We start from the raw sequence: 17,060 nt of genomic DNA, 5'->3' as shown, positions 1-17,060 counted from the left end.
CATGAGTAGGCTGACGAATATCCAGGTCACTGAGCTGATTCGTGACCGGCTGCGCACTCTCGCGGAGGAGCGCGGTATGACCATTACGGAGCTGGTGGAGTGGTTCGCTGTGAAGGAGGTCGCTCAGCGCGAGCGCGAGCTGGCTGCTGACGAGGTTGCTCGGGAGCCATGGGCGCCGTTTCCCTCAGGATTCTGGAAGGGTAATCTCGACGCCATTACCGTCAACGCCGCTGGCAACGAGTTCTGGATCTTCAAAGGGAGCCTGTGCGTCAGGACCCGCGGGCTTGGCGGCGATATCACCAGCGGCCCGAGGGAGATCAGTGAGATGTGGCCTGTCACGACTGGCACAGTGTTCGCACGCGACCTGGATGCGGTTATGTACCAGCCGGACGGTTACTGGTTCGTCAAAGGCGATTGGTGCGCCCAGAGTAACCTCGCGGGCAATGCCTGGGCCGATACGCCAATGAAGATCACCCATGCATGGCACAGTCTCGAATACCTCTAGCGGTAGTTCGTTAAATCCGGTGGCGGTGCGGGTTGACGGCAGGTCGGATTGGCCGTAGGTCGGGTGGTAGGGGTCAACAAGTTCAACCGCCTTGCTGGGGGCTGAAGATGACTGCTCGCCGCCCGTGTCCGCCCGCGCCGGGGCCGTTGGAAGAGTACGCGGCCCGGTTCGACGACCTCTTCTTCAGCCTGGCCCAGCGGCGGGGGTTTCGCGAGTACCTGACCGGACTGCTGGCGCCGCGGGAGCGGAACAAGACGATCACCTGCCTGGCAGGTGCGGAGCCGGTGGCGGGTGCGGGGATGCCGGGGGTGCAGCGGCTGCAGTTCTTCCTGTCCGAGTCGCCTTGGGAGGCCGAGCAGGTCAACGACCGGCGGCTCGAGCTGCTGCGCGAGCAGCCGGCGACGGCTCCGCACGACGGCGGGGTCATCGTGATCGACGATTCCGGGGACCGCAAGGACGGCACGGCGACCGCGCATGTCGGCAGGCAGTGGCTGGGCCGGCTGGGCAAGACGGACAACGGCATCGTCACGGTGACCACGGTGTGGACCGACGGCCGCGTGTACTACCCGCTGCACGCGACTCCCTATACCCCTGCCCATCACTTCGACCGCGGCCGGTCCGATCCGGCCTTCCGCACGAAACCGCAGCTGGCCGCCGCCCTCGCGGCCCGCGGGAAGGAGGCGGGCTTCGGCTGCCGCGCGGTGGTCGCCGACTGCGCCTACTCCGTCAGCGACGACTGGTACCTCGCCCTGCGCGAAGCCGGCCTGGCCTACGTGGTCGCGCTCAAGCCGCACCGCGGCACCTGGGCTCGGGCCGACCAGCCGCACACCCCCATCGAAGCCGCCCATGCCCTGGCCTGGAAGGATGCCAGGCGTCCAGGCGACTGGACACCCGTTGAGCGTCACTTCCGCGACGGGCACACCGAGACCTGGTGGGCCGCCGATGCCCGCCTGGGCGGCTACGGACCCGACTCACCCTGCCGGCTGGTCGTGGCCACCACCGACCCGGCAGGCCTGCCGGAGAAGGCCACCTGGTATCTGGCCACCAACCTGCCCCACCCCGACGCCCCGCACGCCACCACCGGCCCGCACCCGCCGGCCGACCTCGCCGAGATCGTCCGCCTCTACGGACTGCGGCCCTGGATCGAGCAGAGCTACAAACAGATCAAGGACGAACTCGGCTGGGCCGACTTCCAAGTCCGCTCCGACCGAGCCATCCGCCGCCACCAGACCCTGGTCAACTGCGCCTTCTCCTTCTGCTGGGACCAGTGGTTCACCCCCGGACCCCTGGATGCCACCGCGCCCGACCCGTGCCCCGACGAGGGCCCAGAGAGGGGGCCAAGCCTTACCCCACCAGCCCCAACAGCCCTGCTGGCCCAGGGCCTTACGGGCCATCCGCTCCTGGCTCACCCCAGCCATCACCCTCACCCGATGGTGGCGAGCCTGGACGGACACGGACCCACCCTCCGAGCTCCAGGCGCTGATCAACGCGGTCACCACAGGACACGGCATTGACCTCTATCTCCGGATTTAACGAACTACCGCTAGTAGGACTCCGTTAGGTTTGTCTGCCTGCAGTGTTCAGGGGCATGAGGACTGTGTGGACGCACATGGAGTCAATCGTGTTCGGGCGACGTTGGCGTTATTCGTAGCGGGCGTGTTCGCCTCGATACCGCGCAAGGACCAGCGGGCCAAGAGCGACTGCTATCTGCGGGGACTCATGATGGACGGCCGTCGCAAGTCCATCCAGGATATGGCTTCGCGACGGCCGGACGGCAACGAGCAGAACCTGCAGCAGTTCGTGAACCAGTCCACGTGGGATCCGGTGCCGGTGCGCCGGCGGATCGCCGGATCCGAAATCCTCGTCGGCCTGGTGGACGAGCTGATCGCCGTGTGGGACGGGAAACCGGCGCGAGGATACGGGGGTACCGCAGACGTGGTGGCGTACGCCGAGCGGACCGGCGTCCCGGTGCGGGTGCTGTGGCCCGAGGGCGCCAGCCGATGACGGCGCCCCCCATCGAACTCAGCACCGCTACAAAGTTCCATCCGGTCCGCGGTGATCTGCTCGACGTATGCGCCGAGGTACGCGCCCCGATCCTCCACGTGCCGAACTACGCCAACGGCATTCGGTGAGCGCCTGGACCGGCACGGCATCGAGCTGGGGTTCGTGGCCGTCCTGGCGTACGCGGACGGACAGCCGGTCGGGTACGCGTACGGGAGCATCGGTGTTCACGATGTCGGCGTTCAACTACGGCGTCCGCCAGGGCATCAGGCTCTTCGACGGTGGCGCGCTGGCCGGATGGGCGACATGGATCGGGCCAGCACCGTGGATGTGATGACGTGACGGACCAGCTACTTCACATCGGCGGCCGAAGCATCCGAATTTCAGCTGCGGCCCGCTGAGCCAGCCGGTACTTCGATGAGAGCGCGAACCGGCGTGCAGCGGCCAACCGCGGCAGAGGCGCGTACGCGTGGCCAGGCTACGACCGCCTCAATACCGGGAGCAGGCCGAGCGAACTCAACGACGGTGATCTCCTTGCCCCAGGCATGCTCAACGCCGGACCGTCCATCACCGGCATGTACTCCCTCCAGACGACCCGAGAGACCTTGGAGCAAGCCCTCGCCGCAGTGCCGGTCGACCTCGGTCTGGAATCGGCGGTCGAGCAGGGCCTGCACCGCCAACTGCTCGGCGATCTCGTCCGAGTGCTCGATCCCTGCGGATCGCTGCCTGGAGTGCAGCTCACCATCCTGTCGAAGATCTTGCACCGCAAGCGCCCGCTGCTGGTGCCGCTGTTCGATGACAACGTCCGTAGCTGCTATTGGACGTGGACGCCGACTCCGGGCTACCCGATGCATCGAGTGCGGAACCGACCAGACGCCGAGTTCTTCCCCCTCCTGGCAGAACACCTCGTGCGTGACCTGACAAGCCAGGCGGAGCTGTGGGCGCGGCTGGCGGCACACGCACCGGCGGATGTGCCACCACTGCGTCTTCTCGACGCGATCGCCTGGGGGCTCGGCGGAAACCACCTGGCGTAGCTCCTCCGAACAAGGCTGAGCGGGGCGTGTCACGCAAAGCCCAGGCTCCCCCCAGCGGATGCCCTTTTCGCTTCGGATGCGGGCGCGTTCCTTGCGTTCTGCGGCCAGGACGTCGCGGTGGCGAGCGTTGGCGTTGCGCCAGCGCAGGTAGGACGGCAGGGCCCGGGTCTGCATGGGGTGGTTGGGGTGGTGGGAGTTGGCGATGGTGAACTGCCTCAGCGGTCCGAAGTGGGCCTCGATGGGGTTCGCCCAGGAGGCGTAGGTCGGGGTGAAGCACAACTCGACCTTGTTCTTCTTTGCCCAGCGGCGGATGTCGGTGCCCTTGTGGGCGGACAGGTTGTCCAGGATCACGTAGATGGGGGCGCCGTCGGGCCGGGCGGCGCGGATCGACTTCAGTGCGGCCAGTGTGTTGGCGGCACCCTTTCTGCGGCGGTTGACGCCCCACAAGCGGTCGTCGCCCACCGAGTAGCAGCCGTGGAAGTACCGCACCCCGTGGGTGCGGTGGTAGGTGGCCGGCAGCCGGTGGGGGTGTTTGCGTGCGGCCCAGCCGGAGCCGGCGGTGGGCCTGATCCCGAGCGGGCCGAACTCGTCGAAGGCGAAGACCCGGTCGGGGAAGCGGTCAAGGACCTCCTCGATCCGGTCCAGCTTCGTCTCTCGGTCGGGGTCCGGGGACTCCTTCCACGTCTTGGTTCGCTGGAAGGTGATGCCGCGGCGGGCGAGCAGGCTGCGTAACGCCTCGCGGCCGATGAGAATCATCCGGCCGTGCACTTTCCGCAGGTAGGCGACGAGCTTGCGCAGGGACCAGCGGGTGAAGGGCTGGCCCAGTTTGGTGGGGCGGGTGGTGGCCGTCTGGATGACGAAGTCTTCCTCGTCAGGGCTGAGTCGGCGGGGACGGCCTCCCGCCCATCGAGGGTCCAGGCAGGCCAGGCTATGCGCTCACAGCAGTACGGCGGCAGTCGGGCTGAGGCAGCGGCTCGGCGAAGGCGAAGGGAGCAGCTCGGGTGGAGACTGACGGCGTACCGCCACATTCACTGGACGCGGAGAAGGCGGTCCTGCGGGCCATGCTCAGCTCTTCTGATGCAGTGGCGGACATCGTGGAGGTCCTGCACGAAGCAGACTTTTACCGGCCTGCTCACGGACTGATTTACACCACCGTCCTGGATCTGTATGCCCGTGGGCAGGCCCACGACCAGGTTGCAGTCGCTGCCGAACTGGCCAAGCAGGAGCAACTGGAGCAGGCCGGGGGCAGCGACTACCTCAACGCCGTGGCGAGCGGGCTCGCCAGGCGCAGCGCCACATGGCTGAAGCAGGCAAAGCGGGTCCAGGCGCTCGCTGTCCCGCGACGCACCAAGGAAGCCGCCGCAGCGTCCCGTCGGCCTCCGGACAACGGGACGCTCTGCCCTCACTGGCCGACTCGGATGTGCTGGGCGCTGTTGCGCTGCAGTCGGCAGTCGTGGCGACGACGGGATTGAACACGCCGGCGCCGACTTCATTGCTCATGGCTCGGGCACGGGTCGCGGTAGGGGATGCCGGGGACGTACTTGTGCCACTGCGTCTCGGGCATGGACTTCCCGGTGTAGGAGCAGACCCGGTCGGCGAGACCGGCGAGGTCCGAGCTGAAGAAGGAGACCCCGTCCCTGCGGGCGACGGCGAGTGTGCTGCCCGACGAAAGGAACTCGAGCTGTGCGGCGCCCTCGTCGTACTGCGGAGTCGGGATGGTTGCCTTGAGGACCGGCCGGGCCGGGTCATGGATGTCCCACAGCTGGATCCCGTCATTCCCGTTCCAGTCGGCCATGAGGCGGTTGTGCGGATCCAACGCGATGCCCTCGGTCTTTTGGAGGATGCGGACGGTGGCGCGGGCGCGCGGCTGCCGGGGGTCGCTGATGTCCCAGAGGCGCACTGTGCCGTCGCTGCTGCCGGTGGCTGCCAGCAGTCGGCCGTCGTCGCTCATCTGTACCACCGTGCCGATGGGCCCTTGGATGCTGGTCGACGCGCGCACCTTGCCGGCGGAGACCTGGAACAGGCGGATGGCGCCGGCGCCGCTGGGCGCGGACTGCTGCGGGGTTGCGACGGCCACCACGTTGCCCTGGGCGATCAGGTTCTCCTCGTTCGCGTGCGCGAGCCGTGTGGTGCCGCCGTGGACCGGATGCCGGGGGTCACTGGTGTCCCACCACTCGATGCCCTTCGCGGTGGCGACCAGGGCGGTGCGGCCGTCGTTCAGGATGCCGCTCCAGTCGTCAGGGTGGGGCAGGCGGAAGGAACCGGCCTCGGCCGCGTGGCGCGCGTCGGTGATGTGCCACAGGTGCGCGCGGCCGTCGCTGCCGGGGACCGTGACCAGATCACCCGCTCTGTCCGCGAAGACACCCGTAGCGACGATGAAGCCCCCGACGGCGGGGAAGTCCGCCTTGCCCAGGGACGCGCCCCGTACCGGATGGTGCGGATCGCGCAGGTCCCACAACTGGACCCGGCCGTCATGCGCCACGCTCAGCAGTGTGTCGGCCGGGCCGATGAACTGTGCCTGCTGGACCTCGTCGGAGAGTTTGACCGTGGCGATGCGGCGCGGGACGGAGGAGTCCCAGATACCGATGGACGGGGAGGAGGAGACGGGCGCTGCCATCAGGTGTCCGCTGCGGCTGAAGTCCCATGAAGCGGACAGATACATGGAGCCGACGTCCTCGGCCCGAGGCAGAGCAGTGCGCCACGACCGCACCACGCCGTCGGGACCCCCGCTCAGGAGAGCGCCTGTGCGCGTGTAGGCCAGGGCCAGGGTGCCGAAGCCGGTCGGGGCGCACGTGGGCGACGCCGAGTTCGTCAGCCTCGCCGGGGAGAGGCTGAGCAGGCACATCTGGCCATTGTTGTGGTAGCTGCCCAGGCCGCTGACCGCCAGGCTGGCCCCGTCCGGGCTGAAGGCCACCGCCATCAGGTTCGTCAGATCCGAGCCGGAGAAGGCATATTGGTCGACCTTGATCGATCGGGGCTTGGACGGGTTGTCGGTTCTCCAGAGACCGAAGTCGCTGTCCCCGACCGCGGACAGCAGCGTGCCGTCGGCGTTGAAGGCCACCGCGGCGTATCCGTTGGCGATCGTGGCCGTGGCGGCGGCCGGTGCGGAGGGACGGGAGAGGTTCCACAGCCGGGTCTTGCCGCCCAGGATGGTGGTGGCGAGCAGGGTGCCGCGCGGGGAGAAGGCGACCGCGCTCAGCGCGTCCTTGGGCTTCCTGCTGGTCGGGGTCGGCAGTTCGGCGACGAGACGGGGGTGCGCGGGCTCGGTGATCGACCAGACCAGTGTGGTGCCGATCGGCGATGCCGCGGCCAGCAGTGTCCCGTCCGGGCTGACGGCCATCGAGTTGATCTGGAGACGGCCGCGCGGGATGTCGGCGGGTCGTGGCAGGCGCCCGGCGACGCTGGGCTTGCGAGGGTCGGCCAGGTTCCACAGGCACAGGTCATGCGCGGTGGGGCAGATGCCCGCCAGCAGTCTGCCGCGCGGCGCGAGAGCGATCGCCGCCGCTCCCGCAGTGTGGAGCGTGGCCTTCAGGACCGGCGCGGAGGGGGTGACCATGTCCCAGATACGCACGGAGCCGTCCATACTGACGGCCGCGGCCAGATCGCTGTCCGGTCGAGTCACGATCCGCAGGACCTCGTGGCCGGTGTCGCCGACGACACTGTCCAGTGGCGTGGCGAGCGCGGTGTAGAGCTGGGTGGTGGCGTCCTGGGTGGGTGCGGAACGGTAGGCGGCGACGGCGAGTTGGGCAGCCAGACCCGGATCGGTGGCACTGAGCGCGCTTGCCTCGGCGGCCAGGTCGGTGGAGCGGATCAGGGCGGCTTCGTGTGCGGCCTGCCGGTGCTCGTGCACGGAGATGAAGCTCACCACGGAGGCCAGTAGTGCCAGGACGCAGACCACGGCGGTCACCGCACGGCGGGTGCACCGAGCACGCCGCGCCGCGTGCTGCTGCCTGTCCCGGTCTTCCAGGCTGCGGTCCAGGAAGTCGCGGGTGACCGGGCCCAGGACACCGTCCGTGCCGTCGTTCGCCTGCTGCCTGCTCGCCGTCTGGGCGGCCGCGTCCAGGCGGGGCCCGCGGTACAGATCCGTCTCCTGCCGTCCGGCCTGGTCCCAGGCGCGGGCAGCGTCGGAGAGCTGCTGGAGGGTGAGCAGGGCGGCCCGGTCCTCCTCGATCCACGCGCGCAGCCGCGGCCAGGCGTACAGCAGCGCCTCGTGGGTGATCTCGGCGCTGTCCGCGTCCACGGTGACCAGTCGGGCCTCGGCCAGGGCCCGCAGGACCCGCCGGGCCGCATCGAGGTGGCCGGGCGCGGCCAGGTCGCCCAGGAGCAGTCTGCGGCGGGTGTCTTCCACGCCCTCGCCCAGGCGCACCAACCGCAGCAGCAGGCCGCGCACGTGGGTCCGGTCCCCGGGGTCCAGGGCTTTGTACGCCTCTTCCGCGGTGCGGGCGACCGCCTCGTCGATTCCGCCGGTGGCCCGGTACCCGGACAGGGTGAGCCGGGTGCCCGACCTCTGCTGCCAGGTGGCCAGCAGCGCGTGCGAGAGCAGCGGCAGTACGGCAGTGTGCTCTCCGGCGTGGTACACCCTGGCGTCGTGGAGCAGCGTGTCGGCCAGCCCCTCCTCCAGGGACAGCCCGGCGGCCTTGGCCGGCCGTTCGATCACCTCCCGCAACTCTTCAGGGGTGAGGGGGCCGACGACCACCTGACGGCCTTCCAGGGCCCTGACCAGCGCTCGGTAGCGCGTGCACGCCTCGTAGAAGTCGGCCCGTACGGCGATGACGACGGTGGTCGGGCCGCCGGCGAGTGCCGCGAGGCCGGTGACGAACCGTTCGCGCTCGTCCTCCGTCGCGTCCGCGGTGAAGAGTTCCTCGAACTGGTCGACCAACAGCATGGCCCGGTCGTGGCCGGCGAGTGCGGCGGAGTACTGCGCGAGTGGTGTCGTCGGGGTGTCGGTGCCGGGCTTCATGGTGGCGACCCACCACCCTTCGGAGCGCGCTTCCAGCGCCGGGATCACCCCGGCGCGCAGCAGGGACGTCTTTCCGCTGCCGGATGCCCCCACAATCGCGATCAGACCGCCGCCGCGGACAAGGCTGGTGACGTCCGAGACCGCCTCGTCCCGGCCGAAGAAGTACCGGGCGTCCTCGGCTCCGAAGGACTGCAGACCCCGGAAGGGGCACGGTGACGCGACCTTCTCGGCACCCGAGGCGAGTGGTTCCTCGGCAGGCGGCGCCGGCCAGCGGGGGCGGTAGGCGGAATTTCTGGCCAGGACCAGTTCCCCGGCCTGGTCGCTGCTGTGCCGACGTGGCCTCGGGGCGCCTTGCTCGGGCAGCATCCGGTTGAGGTAGCGGTAGGCGTGATCGAGCGTGAGTTGCTCGGGCCCGGTGGGATCACCGTTGCGCAGCAGCCGGATCAGGGCACCGGTGAACGCGGTGAACTCTTCGCCGGAGCGGGCGAGCCCGTGCTCCTCGCGCGCGGTGGAGGCCAGCAGGAAGCCGCCGCGCACGAGAGTCTGCTCGAAGACCGCGTCCAGTGCGGGCGGCCCCAGCGGGCCCTCGGCGCGGCCGGAGAAACAGCAGTCCAGGATGACCGCGACGGCACGAGCGCTGCTGCGCTGGACAGCCTGACGCAGCGCCTGGTACGCCAGCGCCTTGTACGAGAGGCCGTCCACCAGGTCGTCGGTGGCGCACGTCGCCAGGTACAGCCCGTTGTCGGACCCCACCAGACCATGGCCGACGACGTGCACCAGCAAGGCGTCTGACGCCTCCGCCGCCGCCCGGTCGACTGCCTCCCCGAACTCCAGCGGGATGGACGGATCCACCAGGACACGCAGGTTCTCGTCCGGCACACCGCTCCGCTCCCGCAGAGTCGCGGCCAGCGCCCTCAGCGACCGTTCCACCGCGGGAACGGAGGGCAACGGCGATCCGGACGCGTGAGAGCCGGTCCCCACGAGCAGGACGCGTGATCCCGGCCGGGCCAGCGCACCCAAGTCCGCCCCGGCGTGCGCGCCGTCGACCTCACTCACCGTCGGCGCCCTCGCCCGGCTCCCGCCCGGCACCGTCGGGCCACGCCGCCGACACTAACCGGTCCACCTGGGCGCGCAATTGCTCGGCGTCCATGCTCCGGACCTGATCCGCGTGCACTTCGAGCTCGAAACCGTCCCGCCCCGATACGCGTACGGACACGCTTCCGGTACGACGCCTCAGCCAGGCCACGACCACGCTGGCCACGGCCGTCGTGACCCCGCTGGAGGTCAGGCCCACCACCAACTGCTGCAGCTCCCCGCCGAGAGCCCCGTCGGGGACAGGTCCGGCCACACGTCGCACGCGCCCGCGCAGAGCATCCTCTTCGTCCAGCCAGGCAGCCAGATCGGCAGTCTGCGCCGCGCCACCGCTGACGGACAGCCTAACGATGTCCAGCACCACGTCGGTTTCCCTCCCGGTCCTCAATCCCCGCCAGAGACCGAAGTGTCGACATGCTCTCCCGTCAGGCGGTGATCTTCCCAACCCTGTGCCCGCAACGAGCTAGGATCACACAAACCCCATGCAACGCGCAGGAGTTGAGCTACCTCCGGCGTCAGCTCGGGTCATCGAGGCGTGGAAAACCGGTACCACTGATGATCTTCGCGTGGTGTCGCTGAGCGAGCGGTCCTCGTCACGGTGATCTCACCGGTGTCACGGCCCCGAAGAGGTGAGACCTCGAGATGCGAGCCCATCGGCCCCACGGCCATTGCCCACCACCAGGGCACTTCCCCAAACGCCATGTCGTTGGAGAACGTCCAAGGTCAGTGCTCTCAAACGACATGGCATCACGGCAGGTCAGCAGCTCGCTACCGACCAGACGCGCTGCGACAGGACAGCAGTTGTGGCGGGGTGGGGGCGCTGTTGCTCTTGGCGCAACCGGACGCTCATGCCAGGGTATTCCAGATGGATCGGCCATCATGCCATGAAATGATCCGTATATGGGTATAGCGAGTGGCCTTCCGTCGGTGTCCGCCGCGGGCTCCGGCAAGTTGGCGGGGCCGGAGCGGGCGTGGACGGTCGTGGCGTGTGTGGTCGGGGTCGCGCTCATGGCCGTTGCGGTCTGGCTCGTCGCAGGGCCGGTGGCCGTGGACGAACGCAGCGAGGCCGCTTTCCGCGCGGCGCAGAAGTGCCCGTCCGAACCTGCGCGGCAGAGCCCGGAGTGCGTCAGCCGTCGTGACGCCGTGATCAGAGGTGTCCGGGAGAACAGGGGCAAGACCCCGAAGCACTGGGTGGGCGTGCCCGGGAAGGACGGGAAGACCGACTGGATCCGGCTCAAGGACACCTATTCCTTTTCCGAAGTGGCGCACGAGGGCGACCCGATCGCCTTGTACTCCTGGAAGGGGAAGATCCGCGGGGTGGTCACCAGCGGGATCAGTTTCCGCACCGCCGATACTCCGTTGCGGAGCTGGGGAACCGCGCTCGGCTGGGCGACCGGCCTGTTCCCCGGCGGCCTTGCGGTGCTGTGCTGCGGCCTGTGGTGGCGACTGCGAGGGGCGGCCCATGGCCGCAGCAGTCCTTGGCAGATCAGTGTGATCGGCTTGGCGGGCATCCTCTCTGGCATCTGCGTCGGCGTCTGGGTGCCGATCGCCCCGGACAGCGTCGGTGCGGCTCTGCGCGGCGCGGGAGGTGCTTATGCGGTAGCTCTTCTGGGGGCCCTGTGCTGCTGGGCGTACTTCTCGCGCAAGGAGCGTCGGCAGGGCGACGACATCGCCATCACACCACGGCCCGGCCCCGCCGAACAGGTCATCAACGTCTTCCTGCCCCACGAGCCGGAGTACTCCGGCAAGACCCATCTCGTCGTCCAGCCCGGCAGCCTGGCCATGAGCCCCGATCCCACCGGCCGGGTGGCTCGTCGGCCGTTGCCCGACGGCCTCACCCTGGTCAGGGTGCGCCACCAGCTGCGCACCGATCCGGGCCCTTACATCAGCGCCGGCCGGTCCTTCCACCAGTACTACATCGCCGAGTGCCGAGCTGGCGAGCGCACTCTGCTCTTCGCCGGCAAGAAGGCCGACCTGGAACGACTGGCCGGAGTGCTGTCCGCGCACCGGGCACCGGCCAACGTCTGAACGGCACAGCCGGGGAGGGAGAGCGCCCGCACCCCGGGGAAGGGAGGCCGGTGGTCGGCACCGTTTGGTCGTTGCTGTTGCCACCTGCTCGTGGTGTCCGGGCGGGTGGCGTTGCCCAGCGTCAGGGCGTGAACGATTCCCTGATGACGCCTTCGGCGCTGACGCCGAGGTGTGCCGGTCTCTGTACGTCGACGGTGACGCGGCGGCCTGTGGCCTGAAGGTCGCTTTCATCGAAGGGTTCCAGAGTGTCGCGGCCCTCGGGCATCACGTGGTGTACCAGCGCCGAAGCAAGGGATCGGCTTGGTCGGCGTCATAACCGGCACTGTGCACGACGGCTTCGGCTCCGGCCAGTCCCTCCGCACGGGCATCGGCGCAGTCACGGATCATCACGATGTCACCGTCCTCGAACAACGGCGGTGCAGCGGCTTCCTCCTCGCCGACCTGCACGCCGTAGACCGCCGGGTGCAGAAAGACACCGCCATCCCTCGGCCGCTCCCAGTCCCGCCACATCCCGTCCGGATCCCCTCCGGCGAGCCCGCCTTTCCGGAGTTCGGCGCCGAACCGACCGGGGTTGCGACCCGCGCGGCCCTGATCGAGGAGGCCGGCGGCGTGCCCCGCGCTCGAGGCCTCCGTGCCACACTGGCTCCAGCGGCCGTCTCGCATCCCCCGTCGAGGCGGCCGCTGCTGTGTCAACCCCGCGGTTCGGGAAGTGTGCCGGGCTTCGTCTCCACTATCTCCACCTCGGTGCAGCCGCCCCCCTGAAGCTCGGCCTTCCGCCGGTCGGCGCTCTTCTTGTCGTAGGCGACAGCGGAGGATCGGGGGACACCGTTGGAGTCGGTCCAGAGGATCGCGTAGTTCGTCATCGTGGTCGGCATGGGGTCATCATCGCTGGTGGGTCTGACAGCCGCCCCAGAGCGCCATCTGCAGGGACAAGGCCGCTGCCCGACGGCCTGTCCAGCTCATCGAGCAGGGCCTGTGGCCCGAGCACGGCACGCGTCCCGGCCTGGCCGGACGCTGCGCTGACTGCGTGCTGGACAATGCGATCCGCAACCCAGCCCCGGTCCCGGCGCCGTGCGAGCCGGAGGGTCCGCCGCGCGGCTCCTGCGGGGACTGCGGCGCCAGGATCATCGTCGTCGGCCGCGCCCTCGAGGACGGCCTGTGCAAGCTCTGCCGCGAGGAAGCCGCTGTACTGGATGCCGCCGTCGTGCCTACGCCCGCCGCCGCACCGGCCGGGCAGGAGACCTGCTCGGGCCAGGACGGAACCGCCGTGCGGCCGGAAGCCCCTGCCGTCCCGCAGCGTCTGCGGTGTCCACCGCATCCAGGAGCTGGCCAAGGAGGTGGCGTGATGGCCGAGAACCCGCAGCTCAGTGGCGTCGACCTGGCCCGCGTCGCCCTGCGTGCTGCCAAGGTGGCGGCGCAGAAGAACGGCGGCGGGCGTACGGCGCAGCCGAAGCCGCGCGCGACCCGGGTGGTCCCGCGTGGCGGGCGCGAGCCGATGGGGCTCGGCGCCGCGATCGGCGCGCTGGTGGCCGAGCGGGCCTGGGAGCTCCCGGCTGCCGGCGCGACGCTGCGCGAGCGGTGGACAGCCATCGCTCCGGAACTAGCCCGACATGTCGCGGCTGTCGGCTACGACGCCGACACCGGCCAGTTGACCGTGTGCCCAGAGTCCTCGGCCTGGGCGACGATGGCCCGGCCTGGAGATCGGAAGAAGCTCGGCATCCCCCGCTGGTCACCAACGACTCGCACTACACGTACGCGCACGAGGCGACCGCCCACGACGCCCCGCTGTGCATCCAGACCGGCAAGAACCTCTCCGACCCGGACCCCTTCAAGTTCGACGGCACCGGCTACTACCTGAAGTCCACGGACGAGATGCACGCCATCGACTCCTCGGACGCCTGGCAGCAGGGGTGCGCCAACACGCTCCTGGTCGCCGAGATGGTCGACACCACCGACATGTTCGAGGCGAAGAACCTCGTGCCGAAGTTCGACATCCCCGACGGCTACACCGAGGTCACCTGGTTCCAGGAGGAGGTCCGCCGGGGCATGGAGCGCCGCTTCCCCGGCGGCGCCCCAGACGACCGGCAGAAGCAGGCCGAGTACGAGATGGACGTCATCATCCAGATGGGGTTCCCGGGCTACTTCGTCGCCGTCACCGACTTCGGCCGCATGTACATCAGCGAGCGAGATGGGGGACTTCGGCGACCAGGACATCGACGACCTCATCGATGTCCTCTTCGCCATCATCGACATGCTCTTCACCAAGCGCGCCCCGGAGTTGGCGACGAAGCACGCTGAGAAGCGGCTCCCGCTCGGCAAGGACAACCTGGTCGTGGACGAGAAGGACGAGGTCCACATGCCGCCGTTCGTAAAGTTCGAGTACGGCCGGAAGCGCAGGCCATCGCTGTCAAGTCGAGTGTCAGCGCCACGAGCTGCTCCTCTCTGGAGAAGCCCGATCGGGGCCTGCCCGATATCGAGGGCGACATGGTCAAGGGCGACGACGGCCGCGCCGATGTACGCAGGTGTGGAGTTCACCGAGGAGAACGACGAGGACGTGGTCGACTCGAAGTACGTCAAGGTGACGTACGAGGCCCGGCTTCATGCCAGGTCAGGGGGGATCAGGTGCATGTGCGACGGTGTCATGGACGTGGTGCTCGACTACCGGCACTTCTGCCGCGGTCGGCCGGTGCAGCCCAACTTCCCCTCGGTCCTGGGTGGGTGAGGTAGGTATCACCGGCGCTTGAAGGTACGCACGGACACGCCGTGAGTGTCAGTGGCGAGGCTTATCGTCAGAGGTGCCGAAGGCCCTTCGGATGGAAGAAGGGAGACCCCTTTGCGAAGCCACGCCCTGAGAAAGCTGCTTCGCGTGTCGGGGTCTCCCTCTCGCCTGACGTCGGGCTGCCGATCCGTCGAAGGAGTCCACAAGCCGTGACGTCTCTCGACCGTTCCCCAGCCGGTACGGAGCCCACCTCTTCCCGCGTCTACCCGTGGCTGCCGGTCGTGACCACCCTGGCGACCCTCGCCACCGTGCTCATTCTCGCCCTGACCGGCAACGGCCCGGCCGCCGCAGCGGCTGCCGCCGTAGGAGCCGCTGCCGGCGGTGTCCAGATCACCGTGCACATCCGCCGCTGACCCGGACGCGCCGGGCGACCCCGAAGCTGCTGGTCAGAAAGCTCATCGTCTGCTCCTCCCTGGATGCTGCCAGCGTAGGCGGGGGCACTGACAACGCCCCCTGACCAGCCGTTTTCAGGACTTGGACGCCCGGCCGCGCGGGCTTCGCCCTCCCCGCGCGCCCGACTGACCCGCGACTACGAGACCCTCCCGGCCCGCTCCGAGGCCATGATCCAGCTGGCGATGACCGACCTGATGGCCCGCCGCCTCACCGGCGAAGCCACCGTCTCCTGGCGCGACCCGACACCACCGCATCAAATCCACATCACGGGATGAAACAACGGGAGAAAACGACCTCTGAGAGGGCGTTTACGCAGGTACAGACCGGTAAGAGGCTTTCATCCGTGTCACATTTTGAGGTGTATGGGCGGATGGGGGGTATCGAGCCTCCAGGAGCTGCGAACTCGGCTGTCCGTCTCATCCGAGGTTGCGCCCTGAAGTTCGTCTGGTTCGAAAAGATCACGGAAACGCCTGAAGGGCGGCGGAACAACGACTTCCGGTGTGGTCCATGATCACGCTACCGCGTGAGCCAGCGGAAGCCGTACCCCAGCGACCTATCCGACGCCCGATGGGCCCTGATCGAGCCGACGCTGACGGCCTGGCGGAAAGCCCGGATCGACCGCAGGCCCGCCGGCCAGCCACCCAAAGTCGAACTCCGCGACGTGTTCGACGCGATTCTCTACCTGAACCGCACCGGAATCCCCTGGAAATGCCTGCTGCACGACTTCCCGGGCCACGGCACCGTCTACTTCTACTACGCGGCCTGGCGCGACGAGGGAATCTTCAGTCAACTCAACTACGACCTCACGGGATTGGCTCGCGTGAAGGAGGGGCGCACGCCCGAACCCACCGCCTCCGTCATCGACACCCAGAGCGTGAAGACCTCCACCAACGTGCCCGCGACCAGCCAGGGAACCGATGCCGGGTCTTCAAAGTTGAGCGGTGCGGAGGTGTCCGCGGGCTCGGCGGGTGGTGACGCAGTGTGTGCGTAGTCGTTGGTTGTCAGCGTTGCGGAAGCCGAACGCTGCGCGGGCGACAAGCTTGATCACGCGGTTGATGCCTTCGCTCTTGGCGTTGCTGTGCCCGGTGTCGATGAACGCGGCGATCTCGGGCCACCAGCGGTCGATGGTGGCGGCGAGCTGCCGCACCTCGGGGATGTCGGAGTCCGCGCACCAGGTGAGGAACTTCCAGCGTGCGTATCCGACTTGGTTGCGGTCGGCGCCGGTTCGCGCCAGGGCGAGGAGATTGCGCAGGTTCTCCTTGGCGATCCATGCCGTCAGGAGGGTCTGCCCGATCCTTCCCTCGCCCAGCAGCGCGTTCCACATCGTGGCGAACTGCTCGGCGGTGAGTCCTCGCGGTTGCGCAGCAGGCGTCGGCGGGCCTTCCACTCCGGGTCACTGGCACGTCCGCGCCGGCCGCGGACCTCAGCAGTGGTGCGGCGCCGGACGGTGGACAGCATCTTGTTGGCGAGCCGGACGACGTGGAAGTGGTCGACGACAACGGTGGCCTGGGGCAGGCCGGTGCGGACGGCGGCCCGATAGGTGGTGGACATGTCGATGGCCACGTACTTGATGCTCTTTCTCCAGGTCAGCGGGGTGGTGGCGAGCCAGGCGAGCACATTGGCGACGGTGCGGCCCTCGACCTGGCCGAGCAGGCCGCCGGCGCCCAGGGCGTCGACGAATCCGGTGTGCCACCGATCTCGCACCAGATGCCACTTGCCAGTGATGGGGTCTTGCTCCCAGCGCGGTCGTCCTCGCCGGGTCTCGTCGATGCCCAGCACGTCCACTTCTGGCTGCGGCGCCTCGATGACCTCACGGGCCTGGGTGCGAAAGGCATTCATCACGGTCGGCCAGGACAGGTGCAGGTCTCGGGCGGCTTGGATGGCGGTGGACCCAGCATCGCGTATCCGGCGCCCGGCGGCATTGCGCAGCCGCATGGTGATCCGCGCGCCGGCCGGTATCTGCGGGATCTGCTCGGTGAACGACTTCCTCGGGCACTGCGGGTCCGGGCAGTACCAGCGGCGCTTGTGCCAGCGAAACTCCAACCCGTGTTCCCCGTATGGGAGATCACGGGGCCGGGTGATGGCTGAGCCCTTCACCCGGGAGGCGACCACCCCGCAGGACGGGCAGGCCCGCGCGCCCTCGTCCGCCGTGGTCAGGTGCACCCGCCGGGTGCCGTCCTCCAGCCGCTCGACCGAAACGACGGCCAGACCGTCCAGATCGAGCAGCAACGTCGTGGAGTTGTCCAAGCCCGAGGTTCCCGGTGATCA

General features: G+C 68.9%; 12 protein-coding genes and 8 pseudogenes. 13 read left to right on the top strand and 7 right to left on the bottom strand.

Annotated features, from left to right (window positions below; translation table 11 throughout):
* The first annotated feature begins 1 nt into the window (after position 1).
* The 5 genes and pseudogenes from AB5L52_RS03740 to AB5L52_RS03720 form a co-directional block, all read left to right on the top strand.
* Positions 2-505 carry a hypothetical protein gene (locus AB5L52_RS03740; protein ID WP_351033922.1) on the top strand — a complete coding sequence of 168 codons (504 nt, stop codon included), beginning with the start codon at positions 2-4 and terminating at the stop codon, positions 503-505.
* 146 nt (positions 506-651) lie between these two features.
* Positions 652-2,019: an IS701 family transposase gene (locus AB5L52_RS03735; protein WP_369362616.1), complete on the top strand. Its 1,368-nt coding sequence runs from the start codon at positions 652-654 to the stop codon at positions 2,017-2,019.
* Between the two features lie 85 nt (positions 2,020-2,104).
* A pseudogene (locus AB5L52_RS03730) lies at positions 2,105-2,353 on the top strand (transposase); the annotation flags it as partial.
* A 152-nt stretch (positions 2,354-2,505) separates the two neighbouring features.
* Positions 2,506-2,725: pseudogene (locus AB5L52_RS03725) on the top strand (GNAT family N-acetyltransferase); the annotation flags it as partial.
* A 248-nt stretch (positions 2,726-2,973) separates the two neighbouring features.
* Positions 2,974-3,540 (top strand): annotated as a pseudogene (locus tag AB5L52_RS03720) (DUF6308 family protein); the annotation flags it as partial.
* Between the two features lie 48 nt (positions 3,541-3,588).
* Here AB5L52_RS03720 and AB5L52_RS03715 read toward each other — a convergent pair.
* Positions 3,589-4,467, bottom strand: a pseudogene (locus AB5L52_RS03715) (IS630 family transposase); the annotation flags it as partial.
* A 74-nt stretch (positions 4,468-4,541) separates the two neighbouring features.
* Between AB5L52_RS03715 and AB5L52_RS03710 the strand changes: the two are divergent.
* Positions 4,542-5,012 (top strand): DnaB-like helicase N-terminal domain-containing protein, encoded by a 471-nt coding sequence (locus AB5L52_RS03710; protein WP_351577862.1) that lies wholly within the window; start codon positions 4,542-4,544, stop codon positions 5,010-5,012.
* Between the two features lie 17 nt (positions 5,013-5,029).
* Here the strand turns inward: AB5L52_RS03710 and AB5L52_RS03705 are convergent, their stop codons facing one another.
* Both AB5L52_RS03705 and AB5L52_RS03700 read right to left on the bottom strand, forming a co-directional pair.
* Complete coding sequence (locus AB5L52_RS03705; protein WP_369362615.1) at positions 5,030-9,556, bottom strand: caspase family protein; 4,527 nt, start codon at positions 9,554-9,556, stop codon at positions 5,030-5,032.
* The gene (locus AB5L52_RS03700) at positions 9,549-9,956 is read right to left on the bottom strand and encodes a hypothetical protein (protein ID WP_369362614.1); all 408 of its coding nucleotides are present in this window, start codon (positions 9,954-9,956) and stop codon (positions 9,549-9,551) included. Before AB5L52_RS03700 ends, AB5L52_RS03705 begins: the two co-directional genes overlap by 8 nt.
* A 536-nt stretch (positions 9,957-10,492) precedes the next feature.
* Here AB5L52_RS03700 and AB5L52_RS03695 point away from each other — a divergent pair.
* Positions 10,493-11,620, top strand: coding sequence for a hypothetical protein (locus tag AB5L52_RS03695; RefSeq protein WP_369362613.1), 1,128 nt, complete (start codon positions 10,493-10,495; stop codon positions 11,618-11,620).
* 264 nt (positions 11,621-11,884) lie between these two features.
* On the opposite strand, the gene AB5L52_RS03690 is transcribed toward AB5L52_RS03695, so the two are convergent.
* Both AB5L52_RS03690 and AB5L52_RS03685 read right to left on the bottom strand, forming a co-directional pair.
* Entirely contained in the window at positions 11,885-12,283 is a 399-nt protein-coding gene (locus tag AB5L52_RS03690) for a hypothetical protein (protein WP_369362612.1), read from the bottom strand.
* 26 nt (positions 12,284-12,309) lie between these two features.
* Positions 12,310-12,495 carry a hypothetical protein gene (locus tag AB5L52_RS03685; protein WP_369362611.1) on the bottom strand — a complete coding sequence of 62 codons (186 nt, stop codon included), beginning with the start codon at positions 12,493-12,495 and terminating at the stop codon, positions 12,310-12,312.
* A 470-nt stretch (positions 12,496-12,965) separates the two neighbouring features.
* On the opposite strand from AB5L52_RS03685, the pseudogene AB5L52_RS03680 reads away from it, so the two are divergent.
* The 6 genes and pseudogenes from AB5L52_RS03680 to AB5L52_RS03655 form a co-directional block, all read left to right on the top strand.
* Positions 12,966-13,247: pseudogene (locus tag AB5L52_RS03680) on the top strand (DUF721 domain-containing protein); the annotation flags it as partial.
* A gap of 92 nt (positions 13,248-13,339) precedes the next feature.
* Positions 13,340-13,783: pseudogene (locus AB5L52_RS03675) on the top strand (DNA polymerase III subunit alpha); the annotation flags it as partial.
* Positions 13,784-13,871: 88 nt separating this feature from the next.
* Positions 13,872-14,342 (top strand): hypothetical protein, encoded by a 471-nt coding sequence (locus AB5L52_RS03670; RefSeq protein WP_369362610.1) that lies wholly within the window; start codon positions 13,872-13,874, stop codon positions 14,340-14,342.
* Positions 14,343-14,548: 206 nt separating this feature from the next.
* The gene (locus AB5L52_RS03665) at positions 14,549-14,752 is read left to right on the top strand and encodes a hypothetical protein (RefSeq protein ID WP_369362609.1); all 204 of its coding nucleotides are present in this window, start codon (positions 14,549-14,551) and stop codon (positions 14,750-14,752) included.
* 162 nt (positions 14,753-14,914) lie between these two features.
* Positions 14,915-15,067, top strand: a pseudogene (locus AB5L52_RS03660) (IS5/IS1182 family transposase); the annotation flags it as partial.
* 248 nt (positions 15,068-15,315) lie between these two features.
* A pseudogene (locus AB5L52_RS03655) lies at positions 15,316-15,714 on the top strand (transposase); the annotation flags it as partial.
* 6 nt (positions 15,715-15,720) lie between these two features.
* Here AB5L52_RS03655 and AB5L52_RS03650 read toward each other — a convergent pair.
* Together AB5L52_RS03650 and AB5L52_RS03645 are read right to left on the bottom strand one after the other, a co-directional pair.
* Entirely contained in the window at positions 15,721-16,116 is a 396-nt protein-coding gene (locus tag AB5L52_RS03650; protein ID WP_369362608.1) for a transposase, read from the bottom strand.
* Positions 16,068-17,039, bottom strand: a complete 972-nt coding sequence (locus AB5L52_RS03645) for an ISL3 family transposase (protein ID WP_369362607.1) — start codon at positions 17,037-17,039, stop codon at positions 16,068-16,070. The genes AB5L52_RS03650 and AB5L52_RS03645 overlap by 49 nt, the downstream gene beginning before the upstream one ends.
* Positions 17,040-17,060 lie beyond the last annotated feature (21 nt).

It is taken from the genome of Streptomyces sp. CG4 (assembly GCF_041080655.1).
Taxonomy (GTDB): Bacteria; Actinomycetota; Actinomycetes; order Streptomycetales; family Streptomycetaceae; genus Streptomyces.
Note: the sequence above shows the minus strand (reverse complement) of the source record. Positions and strands in the feature narration are given on the sequence as shown.

Excerpts from the sequence above, each read along its gene's own strand:
- AB5L52_RS03740 (WP_351033922.1), top strand. The coding sequence starts at position 2 with ATGAGTAGGCTGACGAATATCCAGGTCACTGAGCTGATTCGTGACCGG.
- AB5L52_RS03695 (WP_369362613.1), top strand. The coding sequence starts at position 10,493 with ATGGGTATAGCGAGTGGCCTTCCGTCGGTGTCCGCCGCGGGCTCCGGC.
- AB5L52_RS03690 (WP_369362612.1), bottom strand. The coding sequence starts at position 12,283 with ATGCGAGACGGCCGCTGGAGCCAGTGTGGCACGGAGGCCTCGAGCGCG.
- AB5L52_RS03685 (WP_369362611.1), bottom strand. The coding sequence starts at position 12,495 with ATGCCGACCACGATGACGAACTACGCGATCCTCTGGACCGACTCCAAC.
- AB5L52_RS03670 (WP_369362610.1), top strand. The coding sequence starts at position 13,872 with ATGCTCTTCACCAAGCGCGCCCCGGAGTTGGCGACGAAGCACGCTGAG.
- AB5L52_RS03650 (WP_369362608.1), bottom strand. The coding sequence starts at position 16,116 with ATGTGGAACGCGCTGCTGGGCGAGGGAAGGATCGGGCAGACCCTCCTG.